Here is a 17,572-nt window from a genome sequence, read left to right as displayed (position 1 = left end):
GACGATGAGCCGTAGCTAGCTTCCCTACAGCCCAAATCTAAACCGCGATTGGCAACGCCTTGAGCCCCAGCTCCTCCGCGCGCACCGGACGGCTAAACAGATATCCCTGCCCTACCGGACACCCCAGCCCCCGCAGATAATCCCGCTGCTCCGCCGTCTCCACGCCCTCGGCGATCACGGACAAGCCCAAGCGCCCAGCCATGGCCGCAATGGTTTCCACAATAGCCTCGCTACCCGGATCGGGCAGGCTGCGCACAAAGCTCTGGTCGATCTTGATCTTGTCGGCAGGCAGCGCCGAAAGATAGCTCAGGGAAGAATAGCCCGTGCCGAAATCATCAATGGCGATCTTGCAGCCCATCTCCCGCAAGCGCTCCAGCGCCGCGATAACAGCGCTGTCATTGCCCACATAAAGCCCCTCGGTGATCTCGATATCAAGTCGGCTGGCAGGAAAGCCGGACTGCCGCGTGGCATCTTCCACCAGCTCCACCACATCGGCCAGCTTGAACTGCAGCGGCGAAACATTGATCGAAAGCCGCCCGCTCCAGTTCCACGATGCCGCCTCCTGGCAGGCCGCGCGCAGCACCCATTCGCCCAAGGCGATGATAAGCCCGGTTTCTTCAGCCAGGGGAATGAACTCCGCCGGGGATACAAGGCCCCGCTTGGGATCCTGCCAGCGCACCAGGGCTTCGACGCCCACCATCTCGCCGCTCTCGAGCGCCATCTGCGGCTGATACAGCAGGAAGAATTCCCGGTGCTCCAGCGCCCGCCGCATAGCGATATCGAGCGCTTGCTGTGCCCGCGTCTTTTCCCCCTCCGACGCTGTATAAACCGCAAAACCCGCATCCGACGCGCTGCGCAGCGCGATCTCGGCCTGCTGCAAAAGATCAGACGCTCCGCCCTGCGCCGTACGCGTTGAACTCACACCGAACCGCGCACCCAGCACCACGATATGCTCGTTGATCTCATAGGGTGCCTCGAGCGCGGCACCGAGCCGCCCTAATTCTTCGGCCAGCTCCCCCTCGCCCAGGCCAAAGGGCCAGCAAAACGCAAAAAGATCGCTCCCCAGCCGACCCACCGGCACGCCCAGATGCGTGTGAAGCCGCTCATAGGCCGCACACAAAACGCTATCAGCCAAATCGTGCCCCAGTGTCGCGCTCACATTGCGCAATCGGTCCAAGCGCACCAGCACAGCCGTAACAGCCGGAACCTTGCCCAATTGCCCCGCAATATGCTCCTCCAGCGCATAGCGCGACAGCGCACCCGTCACCGCATCATGGCTCGCCAGATAGCTCAGTTGCTCTGCCTGGCGCCGCTCCTCGGTGATATCCTTGAACGTAATGCACAGCACCTCGCGCTGCTCGGCCGCCCCATCGGGGCTCGCCAGCGGCGACCGCGTCGCTACCACATCAAGGATCCGCTCGCGCGAACCGATCCGGCAAAGGTATTGCTGGGCGCCACTTACCCCTGGCCCCAGCCATTCTCCCAGTTCCGCCGGCAGGACGGCGCCCGGCGCCTGCCCGACCAGCTCACCCTGCCGCCCCAGGATCGCCGCTGCCGCATCGCTGGCTGCAACTATGGTGCCCGTTTCATCCACCACGAGGATGCCGTTGAAATTATCCGTCACCACCTGCGCCAGCATATGCTGCATCAAGGCCCGCTGCGCCCTGACCCGCTGGTGCTGCCGGAACCGCACGGCACGCTCATCAAGGAACGCCAGCATCACAAGGCCCGCGAGCCCAGCGTGAACAAGCGCCGTCGAAAAGCCGATCGCCCATTGCCGCAAAACGAGCCAGGCAACAATTTCGGTTACCAGCGCCACGAAAACGGCCAGAACAGCCTGCCGCCGCGGCGACCATGCGCCGCCCTGCCCGATGCTCACAAGGCCCAGCAGCGCCAGCACGGCAAGCGCCGGCCACAGGCCATAAGACTGCAGCGACCGCCCCGCCTTCACCGTTTCAGCGGCGGCAATCTGCGCCATGGGCCCCGAAACAATGCCAAAGCGCGGCACGCTGAAGAAGTCCCGCAACTCGATCGCCGTCGCCCCGATTACCACCTGCCGGTCCACGATCCGCCCCGGGTTGATCTTGCCCTCCAGCAGATCAATGGCCGAGATGCGATCAACGCGGTTGAGGTCGATGCCAAAGTCGATCTCGATTGTTTGGGGCAGCGCTCCATCCGGCTGCCCCAGCGCCACGGCAATGGATGGAATAGGGCTGCCATCGCGCAAAAGCGCTGCCGGCACCTTGCGCAGAAGCCCGTCCTGCTCGGTTTCCACATTCACCAGAACGGCCGAGGCATATTGCGCAAACCGCGCCAGCGGGTAGCTCAGAATGATCTGGTTGCCCGAAAGCTGCCGAAACGCAGCCAGAAAGGCATAGCCCCCCGCCCGCTCGAGCGCCGCTTCAAACAGCGCATCCTCCTCCTCGCTCGAGGCAGCACTGAAATCGACGTCGAACACCACCTCGCGCGCGCCGGCATCCATGAGCTTGTCAAGGATTGCCCCGTGCACGCTGCGCGGCCAGGGCCAAACCCCGACGCCTGCAAGGCTCTGCCCATCGATTTCCACCAGCACGATCTCGCCGCTCGGCGCACGGTCGGTGGCCCGGAAGCGCAGGCCCGAAAGAGCATGATCCGCCGGAAGAAAGACGCCCAGCCAGCCGGCAACCAATACCACCAGCAAGAGCCCAAAAACCAAACCTGCCCTGAGCGCCCCGCGCACTTACGCCGCCAGCGGGATAAAAACGCGGGCTAGCGTAAACATCTTACTTTTTCCCGCCGCCATTGCCGTTCCCGTTCCCGCCGCCGTTCCCGCCAGCATTGCCGCCGCCGTTCCCGCCGCCGTTCTCGGAATTGCCGCCCCCATTGCCAGCATTTCCGTTCCCCCCGCTATTGCCATTGCTGCTTTCGGAGTTCCCGCGTCCTTCGCTATTGCTCTTGCCGGAGCTCCCGCTCTCATTGCCGTTCCCAGAGTTTCCGTTCCCATTCCCGGAATTGCCATTCCCCCCGCCATTGCCGGAGTTCCCGTTTCCATTCCCACCGCCACTGCCGTGGCCATTGCCAGAGTTCCCGTTCCCATTCCCTCCGCCATTGCCGTGGCCATTGCCGGAGTTCCCGTTCCCGCCGCCATTGCTGTGACCAGAGTGTCCGTTGCTGTTGCTCTGACCGGAATTGCCGTGGCCATTGCCATTGCCGGAATTTCCGTTCCCACTCCCCCCACCATTGCCGTGGCCATTGCCGGAGTTCCCGTTCCCGCCGCCATTGCTGTGACCAGAGTGTCCGTTGCTGTTGCTCTGACCGGAATTGCCGTTGCCATTGCCATGACCAGAATTGCCGTGTCCTCCGCCATTGTCGGAGTTCCCGGTCCCACGGCCCTGACCATTGCCGCCACCTTGGCCGCCGTTGTTCCCGCCGCCGTTTCCACTGTTTCCATTGCCGCCATCATCGCGGTTGCCACCGTCGTTCCGGTTGCCCCCACTATTCCCGCCGTTGTTCCCACGACCGGAATTATCGCCGCTGTTCGGCTCAATTCGTCCATTCCCGGCATTCACCGGCTCGGGCGTGCGCACGGGCTCCACACGCGGCTGCTCCCAGGCCGGCGCCGGCGGCTGTGGCGCATTGGCGGGAGCCGCGACGATCACCTCGGCAGTGATCGGCTCTGCATCGGAGGACGCAACCTGCTGGCCCGCCCCCACGCTGACGCTGGTGCCGAAATTCTCGTCCTCGACCTCCACCCGCCCGCGCGTCACCGTCACCGTGGAATCGCGACGCGTCGATTGAACGGTAAATGCCGTCCCCTTGACCACGGCGGCCAGAAACGGCGTCTGCACGGCAAAATGCTGCACATTGCGCGCTTCGGCATCCACGCCAACCGTGCCTTCGTGATTGTAGACCGTGGTGAACCCGGACCGATCCTCGATCTGCGCGGTGGTGTCGGGCCCAAGTTCGATCGTTTCCGCCCCACGCACCAGGGTGATCCGCCCGCCTGGCGCACTCTTGATCACCCGATCATCGGGCACCACGCTGCCGCGCTTCAGCTGCACCCAGGCGCCGTTTTCCAGCGCAAACACACCGCCGCGCAGTCGCACGGCGGTCCACTCATCAGCCAGCGCGGATGTGAGGCTCAATCCCAAGGCCAGTGCAACAGCAATGCCCGATAAAATGGTCTTTGGCACTTCAGCCACTCCCAAGCTTCATTTCTTGTAGCTGGGTGGGACTATGGCTGCGTTAGGCTACCGAATGCTTAAGGTTTAAGCACCTGTCATGGCTTGCGAAAACCTGGGTTTAGAAGCGCTTAACAAGGCCGCTCAAAATGCGATGGCTAATGGCTTCACCGCTGAGATCGAGATTGGCGCGATAGTCGGCGCGCAGGAGCCAGTCATCGCCAAGATCGGCCTCGGCGCCAAAGCCCAAAACGGCAAAGGCATCCCGGTCGAAATCATAACCCAGTCCTGCAGTGCTGAAGAGGGCAAAGCTGTCGCCCACCGGAAAGCCCAGCCGCAGCCCCGCCTCAATGGCGCCGCCCCCGTGCAGATTGCCCGAAAGCAGGGCTTCGGCCCCGATCAGCAGATCCGCCGCCGGCATGGTCGCCCCCACTACAATGCCCGCCTCCAGCCCATCCTCGACTGCAGCGCCACCGCCCCAGCCCGCAAGCACGCCCGCATAGAACCCGCCGCTATCGATCGTCCCGGAAATCTCGGGCAGTGGCGGCAAATCAGGCAAGACCGGCATGGGACCGGCCAATGCGGCGCCGGCGCAAAAGGGCAAAAAGGCGAAGGCAAGAGCAAGGACGCGCATCAAAGTAATCCCATCGATCGACAGGGCCATCTTGCACTTTTATGGTTAACCAAAAGCGAACAAAGGCCAAAAAGCTAGGCGCCAAGCTGACTTGCATAATTGCGGACGAGGCTCCCGTCTCGCTCCGCTCGCCCAATGGGGAAAGCCACATCCTTCTGGATACGCGCCGGTCCACCGCCCAATACAAGAGCACGATCCGCCAATTGCGCCGCATCAAGCGGATCATGCGTCACCAGCAGCACGCTGGCTTGCGAGCTCGCAAAAACATCGCGCAACAATTGGTGCATGTCATCAGCCAGGGCGCGGTCCAGCGACACAAAAGGCTCATCAAGCAACAGCAGGCCCCCGCCAGGCGCCAGGGCCCGCGCCAGGGCAACACGCCGCTGCATGCCACCCGACAATTGCCTGGGATAAAGCCCGGCCGCGCCGGAAAGGCCTACCTGCCCCAGCAGCTGCTCTGCCCGTGCCTCATCGAGGTCCGGCGCTGCCAGCCGAAGATTGCCTGCAGCCGTCAACCAGGGCAGCAAACGCGCATCCTGGAACACAAAGCCGGGCGGCGCTGCCTCACGCGCCGGGCGCCCATCAATGGTGATGGCGCCGGAAAACGCCCGATCAATCCCCGCCACCAGCCGCAAAAGCGTTGATTTGCCCACCCCCGATGGGCCCAGCACTGCGACCACGCTTCCCGGCGCCACATCGAGCCGCAAATCCCTGAACAGCGGCTCGGCACTGCCGGCAAACCGCTTTTCGGCGATTTGAAGGCTTAAGCCGGGTCCGCGCGCCATCGCAGCACCCTCCGCTCCAGCGGGCGCAACAAGCCATGCTCCAGCAGCAGCACCACAAGGATAAACGCTGTCGTATAGGCCAAAATCCCGGCGATATCGAAAAACTGGAACAACACGCCCACCCGGTATCCCATGCCGCCATCGCTCCCCAGCACCTCGAACACAAGGACGATTTTCCAGATCAGCGAAAGCCCGGTACGCGCCGCGGCAAGCACGAAGGGCAGCAATTGCGGCAGGTAAACGCGACCCAGCTTGCGCCCCAACGGCAGGCGCAGCGCCTGCGCCAGTTCCTCATATTCGGGCAAAAAGCTGCGCACGCCCTCGCGGATCGTGGTCGCCACAAGCGGCATCTTGTTGATCACCACAGCCAGCACCAGCGCCGTTTCCGTCAGCCCCAGCCAGATATAAAGCACGATGGCTACGACAATGGCGGGCAGATTGAGCCCCACCAGCAGCCAACCCGAAAAGAGGCGATCCAGCCAACGCACCCGGCCCAGCACAATGCCAAGCGCCGTCCCCAACGCCATGGCCAAAACGAACCCCGCCCCCGCACGTGCGAGAGTTTTAGCTAAATCCGGCAGCAGGCGACCTCCGGCCGCCAAATCCCACATGGTTTGCGCAACATCGATTGGCGAGGGAAACAGCCGATGGGTAAACACCATGGCCAGGATTTGCCAAAGCAGAAGCAGGAGCGGCAGCGAGACAATCTCGAGCAGTCGCTCCACGCGCAAGGGCTGTCCGGCGCTCCGATTTATTTCCGGTATCCCGCCCAGAAGGTGCCGGGCTCCAGCGCCGTTTGCTCGCCCACCAGATCAGCGCCGCCATGGCGCGCCAAAAGCGCAAAGGCCTCTTCAGCGGCTTCCACATGCTCGGGATCATATCCGCGCACAATGCCCGCGCGATAATCATCGCGCAGCTGCGCAAAGAGCGCCTGGTCATCCGCCGCGCCCATCAGGTCGCGCAGCCCATCCCAAACGGCGTCATCCTCCAGCAAAACCGCCTTGGCTTCAAACGAAGCATCGAGAAACCGCGTCAGGGCCTCGCTCTTGGTCTCGGCTGTTGCATCGGTAAAGGTCCAACCCAGCAGCGGCGGTTGTTCGGAAACGCCCAGCTCGCGCAACATCTCAGCTGCGGGCAGAACTTCGTTCATTCCCATGGCCTTGAGCCGCGCATTCCATTGCCAGAAATTGAGCCCCGCATCGGCCTGCTCGCCTGCGAGCAATTCATTGACGAGCGGCGGCGCGCCGAACCGGGCACTGGCCTCATCGGCCAGAACGCCGCCGGTAACGCTGTTGTAGAAGGCCTGGAGGATCACCCAATTCTTGTCGACCGGCCCACCGGCCACGGCAATGTTCTTGCCCTTGAGGTCGGCCACGGTTTTGATTGCACTATCGGGCGGCACCATGAGCCCACCCACGGCAAGCGAGTGGGGTACCATGGCGACCATATTGCCCTGCCCACGCTGGATCGACACCCAAACGAAATCGGAAAGGATCACATCCACGGCGCCGGTCTGCAGCGCGATCTGCCCTGCCCGGCTATCGGCCAAGGGCCGGATCTCGAGATCCAGCCCATGCTTCTGGTCGAGTTCCAGCGCCTCGATGGTCTCGATTTCCCATTGAACGGTGCCGCTTTCCTGCACACCAACAAGAAGGGTCGGCAAAGCCTCCTGCGCCACGGCCACCGAACCCGCCAGAACGGAGGCGAAAACCGGCAGCACGCCCAAACGCAGCACAGCTGTTTTCCCCGTCACGCTCAAGCGCCCGTCACGCGCCAGATCACATCGCCCACATCGTCCGCCATCAACACGGCGCCGTCGGCTGCCAGCGCCACGCCCACCGGGCGGCCATAGGAGAATTTCTCGTCGGGCGACAGGAAGCCGGTGAGGATTTCGCGCGGCAGGCCCGTGGGCTTGCCGTTTTCGAATGGAACAAAGGCCAGCTTGTAGCCGCTCAGCGTCGAGCGGTTCCACGAACCATGCTGGCCAATGGCCATGCCCGCGGGGAAACCGGGCAGCGTGCCCTGCGGCAGCCAGCACAAGCCCAGGGATGCGGTATGCCCGCCCAGGGCAAAGTCGGGCGCAAGGGCCGATGCCACCTTGGCGGCATCCTGCGGCACGCGATCATCCACGGTCTGGCCCCAATAGCTATAGGGCCAGCCATAAAAGCCGCCATCGCGCACGGAGGTCAGGTAATCGGGCGGGGTTTCATCGCCCAAGCCGTCGCGCTCATTGACCACGGTGTAAAGCGTGTCAGTGGACGGCTCCCAGGCCATGCCCACCGGATTGCGCAGGCCACCGGCAAAAATGCGGGACTGGCCGCTTTGGAGGTCGAGTTCGTGGATGCAGGCGCGGTTTTCTTCCACGGCCATCCCGCCCTCGGCGATATTGCTGAGCGAGCCCACGGCCACATAAAGCTTTTGGCCGTCCTTGCTGGCGATCAGATTGCGCGTCCAATGCCCGCCGGGGACGAGATCCATGATCTTGCGCCCGGGCGTCGTGATGCGCGTGGCGCCGGGCTGATAGGGATAGGCCAGAACGGCATCGCTCGCGCCCACATAAAGCGTGTCCCCGATCAGCACCATGCCATAGGGCTGGCGCACATTTTCGATAAAGGCATGGCGGGTTTCCGCCACCCCATCGCCATCGGCATCGCGCAGCAGGGTAATGCGATTGGGGCTGTCGCCCGAAGCGCGCGCCCGCTTCATGGTGCTCGACATGGCGTGGTCGAACAGCGTCTTGGGATTGCCCGATTCACCCATGGATTCGGCCACCAGCACATCGCCATTGGGCAGCACCAGCATGTTGCGCGGATGATCGAGCCTGGCGGCAAAGGCATTGACCTTGAGACCCGGCGCCGGCACGGGCGTGCGCCCGCCTTCCCAGCCCTTGGCCGTTGGCATCTTGAGCGTGGGGATCGAACCCTGCGGCTTGGGCTCGGGAATGGCCGGCGTCGTGCCATAAACCGGAGAGCGTGGACCATCGCCCCGGTGCCGAACGGCAACGGCAACAGCCCCGACAGCTGCAACAACACGGGCGAAAAGGGAAGTCTCGGTCATGAAAGCCTCTTGATTGGCGAGCCTAGGCAGTCTTTTGGCATCAGCGATGGCCCTTGACCAGCCTTAAGGATGGGAAAACGGCGGCGCTTCAGCAGCCGCCGTTTTTTGCGCGAAAGGGGAAAATGGAGGCCTCGCCCTGGACTTGAACCAAGGGTTTGGGGATTTGCAATCCCCTGCGTGTCCCTCCGCCACGAGGCCATGCTCGTATTGGTACGGATCAGGCTTATCCCCGTCAATGCTGGGCAGCAACGAGGATAAACCGTTCCTTAGCGCCGCCTAGCCCTTGATACCGGCCGACAGCATGATGGCCTGCGTCACGCGCCGCTGAAAGATGAGGTAGAGCACCGCCACCAGGAGCGCCGCCAGGATTGCACCCGCCAGTTCGCGCGCATAGGCCACCCCAAAGGCGTCGTTCACCTGCGTGATACCAACGGCCACGTTCATCATCTCGGGCCTGGACACGGCCAGGAACGGCCACAGGAAATTGTTCCACGCCCCGATAAAGGTGACGATCGCCAGCGCCGTGGTGATGCCCCAGTTCATGGGCAGGTAGATGCGGGTGAAGATGCGCCATTCGCTGGCTGAATCCATCTTGGCCGCCTCGCGGAACTCCTTGGGCACGGAGTCAAAGAAGTTCTTGTAGACAATGATCACCACAGGGTGGATCAGCTGCGGAAAGATCACCCCGAGCCAATTATTGATCAGCCCAAACTGCGCCATCAGGATGAAGTGGTTGACGATCAGGGCCGCGATTGGAACCATGAAGCTGGCGAGGATCGTGTAATAGATGAGCTTGCGCCCGGGGAACCGGAGCTGGCTCAGCGCATAGGCCGTTGCCGCGCTGATCGCCAACGTCAGCACCGTCACCGCAACCGACGTCACCAGCGAATTAAGATACCACCGCCCGATCTGGGTATTCACCAGCACGTGCCAATAAGCATCAAAGGTCCAGGTGCGCGGCAGGAAATCGAGCGATTTGCCGATCACCTGCGACTCTGGCTTGAGCGTCGTCACCAGCGCCCAATAGATCGGGAAGGCCCAAAGCACGGCGAACACCACCGTCACCAGGGTCAAGAGCAGCGCTCCGAAATCCCATCCACGCGAGCGCCCACGCTTGGCTGTCTGGGCCGAGGTCATCGTTCCTGCTTCTTGCTGTGCCACGCTCATTTTTCACCTCGGGCCCGCAGCAGCTGGAACTGCAGCACGGAAAACACAATCACGATCACAAACAGCGCCACGGCAATGGCGGCGGCATAGCCACCCTGATTGCGCTGGAACGCCATGGTATAAATATACTGCACCATCACCATGGACGGATCAGGCCGCCCGCCCTGCACGAACAGGTAAACCTGGTCGAAAATCTTGAGCTGCAAAATCAGCTGGATGGTCAAGACCAGCGCCGTCACCGGCCAGATCAAGGGCCAGGTGATCTTGCGGAAAATAGTCCAGCGATTGGCATTGTCGAGCGCTGCGGCTTCATAGATATCGGGCGATATCGAGCGCAGGCCGGCCAAAAACAGCAGGATATTGAACCCGCAAGTCCACCAGATGGTCACCAGCGCCACGGCCGGCATAAACATCCACTGGGTGCGGAATACGTTGATGGTTTCCCCCGCAAAGAAGCTGATGGGGTATTGCAGGATGCCGAACTGCACGTTGAACATCCAGTTCCAGATACGGTAAACCACCGAAACCGGCAGGATATAGGGCAGAAAGAACATTGCCAGGATCAGGCTCTGCTGCCAGCCCTTAAGGCGCGACACCATCATGGCGATCGCCAGCCCGATCAGCGTATTGGGAATAACGGTCAGGACAACGAAATAGGCCGTGTTGTTGAACGCGGTCCAGAACCGGCGATCATCGAACATCTCGATGTAGTTTTCAAAACCCACCCATTCGCCTGTCCCGATCAGGGGCGCGTCGGTGAAGCTGAGCTGCACCATCTGGATGGTTGGCCAAACAAACAGCACGCCATAGGTCAGCAAAAACGGCAGGACGAGAAGGAAAGCGACCGCCCATTCGCGGCGTTGGTTCCTGATCATGGTGCTTTGGCCCCTGGAAGATGGTCCGGCGGCTCGCAAGCCGCCGGACGGAAATAATTGTTACTCAGCCTGGTCCTGCAGGTCCGCCTTCATCTCTTCGATAGCTTCCTGCGGTTCCATTTCGCCGTTCATGGCGGGGCTGATGTAGTTGGCAACGGCGTCATAAACGGGCGATGCCACGCCAGCCAGGGTCGACTTGGGATCGAACACGGCGGTTTCGGCCAGAATCGAATAGGTCGCGTTCGGCTCCATGGTCTTGAACTCTTCGCTTTCGCGAGTGGCGTTGAAGGCCGGGATGTGGCCGGCGTCAGCCCAGGAGAGCGAATTCTCGTTCATCCAGGAGATGACTTCGAGCACGGCGGCCTTCTTTTCGGGCGTCATTTCCTTGCCGGCATTGTTGGGGATCGCAAAGGCATGCGAATCCGCCCAGGTCGCCGGATGGTCAAAGAAGGTCGGCAGGGCAACAGCGCCCCATTCAAAGCCGAGCTCGCCCTTGGCTTCGAGGTCCACCAGCGTGGGCACTTCCCACACGCCGTTGATATGGAGGGCCGCATCGCCATTGGTGAACAGGGCAACCGAGCCTTCATATTCGGTCAGCTGGGGCGCATAGCCGCCTTCAACCCAGCTGGCCATGGTTTCAACGGCTGCAACGGCCTTTGGAATGCTGTCCTCGGGGAAGAAGGTGCCGTCTTCAGCCAGGAACACGCCGTCCTGCTGGCCAAACAGCGAATAGAACACGCGCCATGGCGTGCCGTCGCCCGAGGTCTGCAGCGACACCGAATACTGCGAGCCACCCTTGAGCTTCTCAAGCGCCGCCATGAAGTTTTCGGCGCCATCGAGGCCGGTCGGCTTGCCGTCTTCACCCAGCAGACCTGCTTCGGCCAGCTTGTCCTTGTTGTAGTAAAGGATGATGGAGTGGATATCGAACGGAACGGCATATTGCTGGCCGTCGCTCTGGCCTGCTTCCCAGTTTGCGGCCTGGAAGGCATCTGCAGTGAGGCCGACGCTGGAAAGGTCTTCGGTGCTGAGCGGCGCCAGCGCGCCCGATTCCACCCCGAGCGGCACGCGCGAAAGGTGATAGGTCATCACATCGGGGCCTTCGCCAATGGCGGCCGAGGTCTGCACCTTGGTGTAGAAGGGCGTACCCCATTCCAGCGTCGTTGGCTGGATGGTGATTTCGCCGGCATGTTCCTCGTTGAACCGCTCGATCAGCGACTTCATGCGCACGCCGTCACCGCCGGCAAGGAAGTCCCACCACACCACGGTTTCCTGCGCCTGCACGGCGCCCACCGACAGCAGCGCCGTCGACAGCATTGCGATCTTCATCAGATTCTTCACGTCAAACCTCCCTTGGGTTTTCCACCCAGCGCCATAACCTTGGGCATTGCGACCTGCCGGCGAAACGGGCCGCGCCTTGTGTTCAGCTCACCGCCGGGGCGGTGCTGAATTCTCCCGATCGGCCCGATGCCCCTCGAGGCGCCCGGCCCGATTGATCCCGTCGCGCCTCCTCTAGGCTGCGGCGTGAAACGCCCTGCCGCTCTCGTCAAACAGAATGGCGGCCTTGCCATCAAGCGCGATGCGAACAACATCGCCCGCATTGACCCCGCTGAGGCCCGCGTCCTCGGCAACAATTGGGGCGCCATCGCTCAGCCGCGCATAAACCAGCGTCCGCTCGCCCAGGCGCTCCACCACATCCACCGTGGCTTCGATGCCGCCTTCCCCATAGGTGATGCGCGCCGATTCCGCCCGGATACCCAGCGTATATTGCCCCTTGCCAAGCCCGCTCGCCGGAATGGCGGTCTGCAAGCTGTTCTGCCCGCCAAAGGCAACATTTGCCTGGCCCCCCGCATCGCTCAGGGCGCTCACAGGCAGGAAATTCATTGCCGGCGATCCCACAAAGCTCGCCACGAACCGGGTTGCAGGCCGGGAATAAACTTCCATTGGCGTGCCGATCTGTTCGATCCCACGATTGTTCATGACGACAATGCGCGTGGCCAGGGTCATGGCCTCGGTCTGGTCGTGCGTCACAAAGATCATCGTGGCCTTGATGCGATTGTGGAGTTGCGCCAGCTCGAGCCGGGTGCGCACGCGCAGGCCCGCATCAAGGTTCGACAGCGGCTCATCAAGCAGGAACGCCTTGGGATCGCGTACGATCGCACGCCCAATGGCAACGCGCTGGCGCTGGCCGCCCGAAAGCTGCGCCGGCTTGCGCTCCAGCAGCTGGGTGATTTCGAGCATGCGCGCGGCATCATCCACGCGCCTTGTGATTTCATCCTTGGGCGTGCCGACATTCTGCAGCCCGAAGCTCATATTGTCGCGCACGCTCATATGCGGATAAAGCGCGTAGTTCTGGAACACCATGGCCACACCGCGCTCATTGGGCGGCAGCTGGTCGACGCGCTCGCCCCCGATATAGATCTCGCCGTCATTGACCTGCTCAAGGCCCGCGATCATGCGCAGCAGGGTCGACTTGCCGCAGCCCGAAGGCCCCAGGAACACGATGAACTCGCCGGATTTGATGTGCATGGACACCTTTTCCAGGATGCTCACCGTCCCGAAGGACTTGCTGACCTCTTTGAGGACAATATCGGACATAGTCTCTCCTCTGCGGGCGCTTGGGCCCGTTATGCGGAACGGTGACAGCTCTTTCGGCCGCTCACCAACAATTATCATACTAATCAGCCGCAGGGCTTGCTCGTCAATCCCATCAGCGGCAATTGAAGCGCCCGGCCCCAGGTATTTTCCTCGGGAGGTCGGGCGCTTCGGTTTTGCTCAGCGATCCACCGGCATCTCCGCGCCAGTGCGGATCACCCCATCCAGCAGCGCTGCGGCCAATGGGTCCGCGCCCGGCGCCTCCCGGGTCAGCCGGAACGTCGTGGCAACGACGCCACCCCGGCCCACGCGTTTTTCCCCGATGATCGCCGCGGCCTTGTGTACCCAGCCCACCACAATGCCGGCATGCACATTGTTGCCGAACTCCCAGGGGCGGAAACCCAACAGCAGATGATGCGGCACCACGCCCGAAAAGGAGAGATCAAGGATCGGGCTTCCCGGAAGATCGGCAAACGGTCCATCGCGCCGCACAAAGGAAAAACCCGCGATCCAGTCACCGCGCCAGATCGTGCCATCGCGCTCAACCAGGCTGATGCCCGGCAAGTGCTGGTCGGTCGCCGGCCGGAATTGCTTGCCATCCGCCACAATGCTGCGATGGGGCAATTCGCCCACGGGCATGTCGGTGCGCAGATTGACATTAGTCGGCACGCTTCCATCGGCCAAAACGGCATAGCGTGCCCCAGCCTTAATGGCTTCCACATCCTCGCCATCGAGCGCATGCACCAGATGCACATCCGCTTCGCCTGCACCCACGACGCGGTAGCCCAAGGCCTGCACATAATCGGCCAGCTCCCTGTCGGCGACCGCAAGGCTTGGCAAGGCGGCCTTGTCGCGCGGGGTAAACAAGGACACATCAAGGCTGTTGCGCGCCAATTCCCTCTCGCCCGCCACCAGAACGAACTCGATATGGGCAACACGATTGCTTGATGTTTGCGGCATGGGGAGGTTCAGCACGCTCACATAAGTGGCGAGCGATCCCGTTGCGGGAATAACAGCCGAGCCTTCCGCATCCCCGCTCCAGCGCAGCTCGGCACCCTCGGGTACGCTCGCGCCACCCGTTGCGATAGTGACCTCGATCGGCAGCTTGGATCCGCCATAGGCCGAAAAACGCTCCGGCCGCGGCACGATCACCAGATCCGTGTTGATTTCGGCAAACACATCGTGGAACACGCGCGGATTGCGCTCGATATCGAGCAGCCCATTGGCTTCCCAATGGACGTCCGTGAGCTCGGTGATCACATAGCCCATGATCGAGGCATGCTGGCGCATGGTTTCAATCTGGTAGCGCAGATTGCGGAACTGGTACCATTGCGCCGCTTCAACGAAGGCCTCGAACGAGCCGAAGGTGCGATAAAGATCGAGCGCCGCGAAACGCTCTTCCACCCCATGCGGCAGCGCAACGCCATCGCCCCAAAGCGCACCGGTCTCGAACCAGTCCGGCTCGCTGCCATCGGGGCGGCGCAGCTTGCTTGGATCGGGCAAGCCCCAAACACCGAACTCCGAAACGATCAGCGGCTCATCGCCCCGGCGCTCGGCATCGCCCAGCGAAGAATAGGTCCAATCGGCGTTTGCGGCAAACTGCGCCGTCAAATCGTCCCATTCCTGCCGCCGCTCGGGCACCGAGCGATAATAATGGAAGTCGTTGAGGTCCGTCTTGACGTGGAAATTTGGGAAGCACGGCGAATTGTCGACCACAAGGCGCGTGGGGTCCTCGGCCTTGAGCCAATCATAAGTGTCCTTGAGCCACTGGCGGTGCTCGGCATTCTCCACCAACCGCGTGCCCCAGTCCTCGTTGATGATTGTCCAGGCAATGATCGAAGGATGGTTGCGGTCCCGCTCGAGGATACTCGTCATCGTATCGCGCAACCGCTGCGCCGATTGGGTCGTGAAGCTCGCAACATTGGGGATTTCTGTCCAGACCAGCAGCCCGAACCGATCCGCCACCTCGTAATAGCGCGGGTCCGGCACCTTGATGTGGCAGCGCAAAAGGTTCAGCCCCAGATGCTTGGCCTTGCGCGCCTGGTCTTCAAGGAACTCCAGCGAAGGCGTCGAATAGATGCCCTCGGGATAATAGTCCTGGTCCAGCGCCCCGCGCATATAGATCGGCTTGCCGTTCAGCAGGATCTGTCCATCGCGCGTTTCCACCGTCCGAAAGCCAAAGCTCTCGCTATGCGGCTGGGCGCCATCACCCAGATCGATCGTAAGCGTGTAGAGGTTGGGCTCTTCGGTGGACCAAAGCTTGGCCTTTGCAACAGGAAGCGTTGCCGACACCTGCTCCGCCGCCGGCATGCTTGTGTTGGCAACCAACGCGCCCTGCGCATCATGCACTGAAATCTGCGCTTGCTGCCCCAGCGCCGCTTGGGAAAACCGCAGATCAAGGTCCAACACCCCATCCATGCCGGCCGTGATCACCACGGCCTCGACACGGCGGGGATCGCGCATTTCGAGCGTCACAGACTGCCAAAGACCACCCACGCGGCCATACCAGCTCATCTTGCCATGCGGCACTTCGCTGAACGGATAGTCGGGATAGGCGCGATGGTCAGCCGAGGGCATCACCACCCGCACTTCGATCTCGTTTTGGTCGCGCACGAGAGACGGCGGCACCACGAACTCGAACGGCAGATAGGCGCCCTCATGGCTGCCCAGCTTTTCCCCGTTCAGCAGAACATCGCAATAATAGGAAACGGCGCCGAACCGGAGCACCAATTCGCCCTGGCCCCACCCTTCGGGCACGCTGAAGCTTCGTTGATAAACGGCACTACCGAAGCTATCGACGAGGTCGGAAAATTCGGCCTGCCAGGGGGACGGAACATGCGCCTCGCGCCAGGGTCCATCTTCGTGCCGGAAGCGCCAGACGCCGTCCAACGATAGGCTGCGGCGTCCCGCCATAGCCTGCCTCTGGGCTGCAACCGCCTGCTGATCCATCTCCATCCTCAATCATTATTAGTTATATTATTATCAGCATATGGGTGCCCCGATGCGAAGGCAAGTGGCCGTTGGGGCATGCTCAACGCTAACAGTCTGCTAACGTCAGGGGCCATCGGCTAACAAAGCGGCGGTGCGTGCAACCCCGACCATTTCAGCATCGTTCTGTGGCCAAAGGAGCGCGAGATGGCCACTGCAGATCAAGTTTCCGACCACGGCAGGGGTCGGCACGCCGATAGTCCACAGCAGATTCCCCCACCCGGCTGGAAGGACATTTTGCTCAGGACTTACAAGGAGTTCAACAATGACCGGGTGACCATGATCGCCGCCGCGGTCACCTATTTCCTCCTCTTGTCCCTCTTCCCCACCCTCACCGCCTTTGTGTCAATCTATGGCCTTTTCACTGACCCGGCGACGGTCACCGAGCACCTCCAGCTCCTGTCTTCCTTTGTTCCCGAAGGCGGCATGGAGATCCTGAACGAACAACTCACCCGCCTCAGCACGACGGGTGAAGGAGCGCTGAGCTTTGCCCTAATCATTTCCATCGCTCTTGCCCTTTGGAGCTCCAGCTCCGGCATCAAGACCTTGTTTGAGGCCATGAACATTGCCTATGACGAGCGCGAGAGCCGCAATTTCTTCAAGCTCAATGCCACCGCCCTCCTGTTCACGCTAGCCGGCATTGTGGGCGCCATCGTCATGATTGGCGCCGCCGTTCTGGTGCCGATCGTTCTGGATTTCGTGGGCCTGGGCGCCGGGCTTGAATGGCTGGTGCGCATCGGCACCTATGTGCTTCTGGCTGCCGCTCTTTTGCTCGGATTGGCGGCCCTTTACCGCTTCGGTCCCAGCCGCCAGCAGGCCCGCTGGCGCTGGATCACGCCGGGCGCGATCCTGGCCGCCATTGCCATCATCGTCCTGTCGCTCCTGTTTGGCTGGTACGCCGCCAATTTCGGCAATTTTGACAAGACCTATGGCTCGCTTGGCGGCCTCATCGCCATGCTGACCTGGATGTGGATCAGCATCATCGCCGTGCTGATCGGGGCCGAACTTAATTCCGAAGCCGAGCGGCAAACCAAAAAGGATTCCACAATCGGCGCCAGCGATCCCATGGGTCACCGCCGCGCCAATGCCGCCGATACGGTGGGCGAGGAAGGCGACCAGGCCGGCGAAAACCATGAAGAAAAGAGCGCCGACTGGCAGGCCGGCTACAACGCCGCTCTGAGTAAATACCGCCCCCAGCGCAGCCATTCCCTGGGCGCCATGGCGGCCGCCCTGCCGGTTTCTCTGGCCCTTTCGGCCCTGCGCTCCAAGCGCAAATAGCTCACCGAAATTTCTGGAAAGCCCCGCATTGCGGGG

General features: G+C 62.1%; 13 protein-coding genes and 1 tRNA gene. 1 reads left to right on the top strand and 13 read right to left on the bottom strand.

What is annotated here, in order from left to right:
* Positions 1-37: 37 nt before the first annotated feature.
* The 13 genes from DDE77_RS14165 to DDE77_RS14105 form a co-directional block, all read right to left on the bottom strand.
* Positions 38-2,719: an EAL domain-containing protein gene (locus DDE77_RS14165; RefSeq protein ID WP_108398136.1), complete on the bottom strand. Its 2,682-nt coding sequence runs from the start codon at positions 2,717-2,719 to the stop codon at positions 38-40.
* A gap of 43 nt (positions 2,720-2,762) precedes the next feature.
* Positions 2,763-4,172: a FecR domain-containing protein gene (locus tag DDE77_RS14160; RefSeq protein ID WP_170116528.1), complete on the bottom strand. Its 1,410-nt coding sequence runs from the start codon at positions 4,170-4,172 to the stop codon at positions 2,763-2,765.
* A 109-nt stretch (positions 4,173-4,281) separates the two neighbouring features.
* Positions 4,282-4,794 (bottom strand): hypothetical protein, encoded by a 513-nt coding sequence (locus DDE77_RS14155; RefSeq protein ID WP_157959836.1) that lies wholly within the window; start codon positions 4,792-4,794, stop codon positions 4,282-4,284.
* 74 nt (positions 4,795-4,868) lie between these two features.
* Entirely contained in the window at positions 4,869-5,579 is a 711-nt protein-coding gene (locus DDE77_RS14150) for an ABC transporter ATP-binding protein (protein ID WP_108398133.1), read from the bottom strand.
* On the bottom strand, positions 5,558-6,304 hold the full coding sequence (locus DDE77_RS14145; RefSeq protein WP_245895271.1) for an ABC transporter permease: 747 nt from the start codon (positions 6,302-6,304) through the stop codon (positions 5,558-5,560). Before DDE77_RS14145 ends, DDE77_RS14150 begins: the two co-directional genes overlap by 22 nt.
* A gap of 26 nt (positions 6,305-6,330) precedes the next feature.
* Positions 6,331-7,332 carry an ABC transporter substrate-binding protein gene (locus tag DDE77_RS14140; RefSeq protein ID WP_210204401.1) on the bottom strand — a complete coding sequence of 334 codons (1,002 nt, stop codon included), beginning with the start codon at positions 7,330-7,332 and terminating at the stop codon, positions 6,331-6,333.
* A gap of 2 nt (positions 7,333-7,334) precedes the next feature.
* Positions 7,335-8,636 carry a PQQ-dependent sugar dehydrogenase gene (locus tag DDE77_RS14135; RefSeq protein WP_108398132.1) on the bottom strand — a complete coding sequence of 434 codons (1,302 nt, stop codon included), beginning with the start codon at positions 8,634-8,636 and terminating at the stop codon, positions 7,335-7,337.
* A gap of 123 nt (positions 8,637-8,759) precedes the next feature.
* Positions 8,760-8,834 (bottom strand) — tRNA-Cys (locus DDE77_RS14130).
* A 78-nt stretch (positions 8,835-8,912) separates the two neighbouring features.
* The gene (locus DDE77_RS14125; protein WP_108398347.1) at positions 8,913-9,773 is read right to left on the bottom strand and encodes a carbohydrate ABC transporter permease; all 861 of its coding nucleotides are present in this window, start codon (positions 9,771-9,773) and stop codon (positions 8,913-8,915) included.
* 26 nt (positions 9,774-9,799) lie between these two features.
* A complete protein-coding gene (locus tag DDE77_RS14120; RefSeq protein WP_108398131.1) occupies positions 9,800-10,678 on the bottom strand; it encodes a carbohydrate ABC transporter permease in 879 nt (292 codons plus the stop codon).
* A 60-nt stretch (positions 10,679-10,738) separates the two neighbouring features.
* Positions 10,739-12,016 carry an extracellular solute-binding protein gene (locus DDE77_RS14115; protein WP_108398130.1) on the bottom strand — a complete coding sequence of 426 codons (1,278 nt, stop codon included), beginning with the start codon at positions 12,014-12,016 and terminating at the stop codon, positions 10,739-10,741.
* Between the two features lie 171 nt (positions 12,017-12,187).
* Positions 12,188-13,273, bottom strand: coding sequence for an ABC transporter ATP-binding protein (locus DDE77_RS14110; protein ID WP_108398129.1), 1,086 nt, complete (start codon positions 13,271-13,273; stop codon positions 12,188-12,190).
* Between the two features lie 177 nt (positions 13,274-13,450).
* Positions 13,451-16,219: a glycoside hydrolase family 2 protein gene (locus tag DDE77_RS14105; protein WP_108398346.1), complete on the bottom strand. Its 2,769-nt coding sequence runs from the start codon at positions 16,217-16,219 to the stop codon at positions 13,451-13,453.
* 186 nt (positions 16,220-16,405) lie between these two features.
* Between DDE77_RS14105 and DDE77_RS14100 the strand changes: the two genes are divergently transcribed.
* Positions 16,406-17,536 carry a YihY/virulence factor BrkB family protein gene (locus DDE77_RS14100; protein WP_108398128.1) on the top strand — a complete coding sequence of 377 codons (1,131 nt, stop codon included), beginning with the start codon at positions 16,406-16,408 and terminating at the stop codon, positions 17,534-17,536.
* The last annotated feature ends 36 nt before the right edge of the window (positions 17,537-17,572 follow it).

This window comes from Devosia submarina (assembly GCF_003056345.1).
Lineage (GTDB): Bacteria > Pseudomonadota > Alphaproteobacteria > Rhizobiales > Devosiaceae > Devosia > Devosia submarina.
The sequence above is the reverse complement of the archived record's forward strand: the minus strand, read 5'-3'. Positions and strand labels throughout refer to the sequence as shown.

What these genes read in the sequence shown, in the direction of transcription:
- DDE77_RS14105 (WP_108398346.1), bottom strand. Translation starts at nt 16,219, where the DNA reads ATGGATCAGCAGGCGGTTGCAGCCCAGAGGCAGGCTATGGCGGGACGC.
- DDE77_RS14150 (WP_108398133.1), bottom strand. Translation starts at nt 5,579, where the DNA reads ATGGCGCGCGGACCCGGCTTAAGCCTTCAAATCGCCGAAAAGCGGTTT.
- DDE77_RS14110 (WP_108398129.1), bottom strand. Translation starts at nt 13,273, where the DNA reads ATGTCCGATATTGTCCTCAAAGAGGTCAGCAAGTCCTTCGGGACGGTG.
- DDE77_RS14100 (WP_108398128.1), top strand. Translation starts at nt 16,406, where the DNA reads ATGGCCACTGCAGATCAAGTTTCCGACCACGGCAGGGGTCGGCACGCC.
- DDE77_RS14120 (WP_108398131.1), bottom strand. Translation starts at nt 10,678, where the DNA reads ATGATCAGGAACCAACGCCGCGAATGGGCGGTCGCTTTCCTTCTCGTC.
- DDE77_RS14125 (WP_108398347.1), bottom strand. Translation starts at nt 9,773, where the DNA reads ATGACCTCGGCCCAGACAGCCAAGCGTGGGCGCTCGCGTGGATGGGAT.
- DDE77_RS14135 (WP_108398132.1), bottom strand. Translation starts at nt 8,636, where the DNA reads ATGACCGAGACTTCCCTTTTCGCCCGTGTTGTTGCAGCTGTCGGGGCT.
- DDE77_RS14155 (WP_157959836.1), bottom strand. Translation starts at nt 4,794, where the DNA reads ATGCGCGTCCTTGCTCTTGCCTTCGCCTTTTTGCCCTTTTGCGCCGGC.